Genomic DNA, 3,718 nt, shown 5'->3' on the forward strand with positions numbered 1-3,718 from the left:
GGTCGAGGGTGGCGGGGTCGGGGCGGGCCGCCGGGTCGCGGGTGAGCAACGCCAGGAGGACCGGGCCGAGCGTGCCGGCCCGCTCCGGCGCCGGCACCGCCTGGTTGAGCACCGCCGCCAGCGTCGCCAGCGTGGTGGCGCGGCGTAACGGATGACGCCCCTCGACCGCGACGTACAGCATCATGCCGAGCGACCACAGGTCGGAGGCCGGATCGCCCTCGTGCCCGTTGATCCGCTCGGGCGCCATGTACTCGGGGGAGCCGATGAACGACCCGGTGGCCGTCAGGCTGGACGACTCGCGGACGGCGGCGATGCCGAAGTCCGTCAGGACCGATCGCCCGTCGGAGCGCAGCAGGACGTTGGCGGGTTTGACGTCACGGTGCTGGATGCCGACCGCGTGCGCGGCGCGCAGCGCGGACAGCACCTCGCGCCCGAGCCGCGCCGCCTCCGACGGCGGCATCGGCCCACGCGCGAGCCGGTCCTGGAGCGAGCCGCCGGTGACGAGCTCCATGACGAGCCACGGGTACGCGTCCTCGCCCTCGTCGACGATGTGGTGGATGGTCACGACGTGCGGATGGTTGAGCCGGGCCAGCGCGCGGGCCTCGCGCAGCACGCGGGCGCGCAGCTCACGGGCCAGGGCGGGGTCGTGCTCGTCCATGGCCGGGTCGGGCGGCCGTACTTCCTTGAGTGCGACGTCGCGGTGCAGCGCGGTGTCCCAGGCCCGCCACACCAGCCCCATGCCGCCACCGCCGAGCCGTTCGCCCAGCTCGAAGCGGCCGTCGATCACCCGTCTGCGCATGCCCAGCAGAGTACGCGTTCCACCCACGCTGCGGCAGTCTGGGTAAAGGCGGCCAGATCCAACCATGGAGTAGTTGAAACCTCACTATGGGTACTGATCACTGCGGATGATCAGATCACCACCCGCAGGGGGCACCCATGTACAAGCACGTCATCACCGCACTGGCAGCTACGGTCACCGGCCTCACGTTGATGACCGCGCCGGCGGCCGCCGACGACTACGACGACCGGCTCAGGGAGTGGTGCGCCGACGCCGCGTACCGGCCGCACTCGCCGTTGCGTGACGTCATCTCCGACGACGCCCTGGTCCAGTACCTGACGGACGACGAGTACGGCCGCGACGGCGTCCGGATCAGCTATGACAGGCCGCCGACCGCCGAGGAGTGGGGCGAGATCAACGGCTACGTCCACGCGCTGCTCGGTCAGGCGCTCGACCGGAACGCGGACGCCACGGACCAGCGGCAGGTGCAGGGCACGGTCAACGTCAACGGGCACGTCCGGGGCCTGATCACGGCGCCGTGGTGCGCTGAGTACAACCGCCGGTTCGGCTACCGCCCGCACTGGGCCGACTCCTACGACCGCCCGCACTGGGCGCACTCCTACGGCCCGTTCTACAGCCAGTCCTACAGCCCGTGGACCGGCCCGTGGAGCCGTCCCCGTTCGTCGGCGTCCGAGACCGCGCCGCTCACCTCCTCGTCCACGTCCTCGCCCACGCTGCTGGACAACCTCGGCGTCACCGGGCTGCTCAACAGCTTGGGGCTCTCGCGCTGAATGCCGAGCCGCTTCAGGCGGATCCGGCTCTCACGGCCGGCCGGCTCCAGCTCGATCACGCGCGCGTCCTGCGGCAGATGGCGCAGGTCGTGGGTGATGAGGATGGTGGTCCGTCCGGCCATGAGCCGCCGCAGCGGCTCCATGATGCGGGCGGCCGTGGCCTCGTCCAGGCCGGTCATCGGCTCGTCCAGGACGAGCACGGGCGCGTCGCGCAGGATCGCCCTGGCGATGGCCAGGCGCTGCCGCTGCCCGCCGGACAGCAGCCTGCCGCGCTGCCCGACCTGGGAGTCGTACCCCCGGGGCAGTGTCCTGACGAAGTCGTGCACCCCGGCCAGTTCGGCGGCGCGGATCACCTCGTCGTGCGTGGCGTCGGGCCGGCCGTAGGCGATGTTGTCGCGCACCGTGCCGGAGAACAGCAGCGTCTCCTGGTGCAGGATCGTGATGTTGTCCCGCAGCGAGGCCCTGGTCAGGCCCCGGAGGTCGCGGCCGTCGAGAAGGATGCGGCCCGCGTCCGGGTCGTAGAACCGCAGCAGCAGTTTGGCCAGCGTGGACTTGCCGGCGCCGCTGGGCCCGGTGAGCACGACCAGTTCGCCGGGTTCGGCGGTGAACGACAGGTGCTGCAGGGCGGGCCGCCTGCGGCCGGGATAACGGAAGCCGACGTGCTGGAAGTCGACGCGACCCGTGGCGCGGCCCGCCAGTGGCACGGCGTCGGCGGCGTCCTCGACGGCCGGCCTGGTCTTGAGCACCTCCATGACGCGGTCGGAGCCCGCCGCCGCCTCCGACACGGTGAGCGCGATCTCGCCGAGGCTCTGCACGGCAGGGTAGAGCATCGCCAAGTACGCGGCGAAGGCCAGCAGGCCGCCCAGCGTGAGCCGTCCGGCGGCGATCTCCCAGGCGCCGACGCCCAGGATGACGATGAGGCAGATGGTCTCCAGCACCTGGACGGCGGGACCGTACAGGCCGGCGAGCCACGCCTGTGACAGGTTGGCGCGCAGCCATCCCCGGCCGGTGGCGTGCAGGCGGCGCGACTCGGCGGACTGGCGGTTGTAGGACTGGACGAGCGCCTGGTTGGCCAGGCCCTCCTCGATGACGCTGTTCATCTCGCCGTTGCTGGAGCGCTCGCGTGCCGAGGCGGTCCTGAACCGCGACGCGAACATCTTCGACACCACGAGGAAGGCCGGGATCAGCGCCATCGTGACCAGTGCCAGGTCCCAGCGGACGTAGAAGGCGGCACCGGCGAAGAAGATGACGCTGGCGACCGTGGTGAAGAGCTTGACCAGCCCCGACCCCATCAGTTCCTCGATGGCTTCGATGTCGTCGGTGAGCCTGGCCATGACGTCGCCGAGGCGCCGGTTCTCGCCGAAGTCCGGGGACAAGGTCTGGATGTGCGCGAACACGCGGTCGCGCAGGCTCAGCAGGAAGCGTTCCGCGCCCACGGCCGTGGCGTACGTGCCGGCCAGCGTGGCCACTCCGGTGACCGCCGCGAGACCGAGCCAGGTGAACGCCGGCCCCCAGAACGCGCCGAGGTCGCGGGTGGTGAGCACTTCGTCGGTGATCCGGCCGAACAGTCCGATCGCGGCGACCTCGCAGAGCGCCGCGACGATGGCGAAAACCACTCCCGCGGCGAGCAGCCAGCGAAGGCCGCGGGTGTTGGGCCAGAATTCACGGAAAGTGCGGCGGAGGGAGACCGCCGGCGCGAGCGCCGGACGGTCTCCCCGCCTAGGAAAAGAGAATGAGAGGCGGCGGTCGGCCCGCCGACTCTCACGGCGTTCTCTTACCACCAGTACCGCCTGCGCCGGCAGCCGCAGTAGTACCTGCGGCGCCGACAGCAGCGACGACGGTGGCAGTAGGACCGGTAACCACTCTGAATGAGAGTCATTTCCCCTCCCCCTGTTCTAGTGCCCTAAAAGGACACTAGTCCTGATATACCCGCAAATCACCACAATCACTTCGGCCAAAGAAGACTTGACCGGTCCCACCCGTTCCGTTTTCTCCCGGTAAATGGGCGGCAAATGGCCATCAGGAGCGGCGATCGCTGGCACCTGAGCGGGCTTGGCCGGCAGGGGCTCGACCGATGACGACGTACGCGATGGTGGCGGCGGGTGGTGCGGGCGTGGGGGCGGCAAGGCCGTGGCGGTGATGCGGGGCG

General features: G+C 70.6%; 2 protein-coding genes. Both read right to left on the reverse strand.

Features of this window, described 5'->3' with window-relative positions; translation table 11 throughout:
• Positions 1 to 799 (reverse strand): serine/threonine-protein kinase (locus tag ADY59_RS46765; protein ID WP_197094197.1); only part of this gene is annotated, 799 nt, incomplete at its 3' end.
• Positions 800 to 1,421: 622 nt separating this feature from the next.
• Entirely contained in the window at positions 1,422 to 3,185 is a 1,764-nt protein-coding gene (locus tag ADY59_RS46775; RefSeq protein ID WP_231619238.1) for an ABC transporter ATP-binding protein, read from the reverse strand.
• Positions 3,186 to 3,718: the final 533 nt, after the last annotated feature.

It is taken from the genome of Nonomuraea sp. SBT364 (assembly GCF_001083785.1).
In the GTDB taxonomy this organism is placed as follows: domain Bacteria; phylum Actinomycetota; class Actinomycetes; order Streptosporangiales; family Streptosporangiaceae; genus Nonomuraea.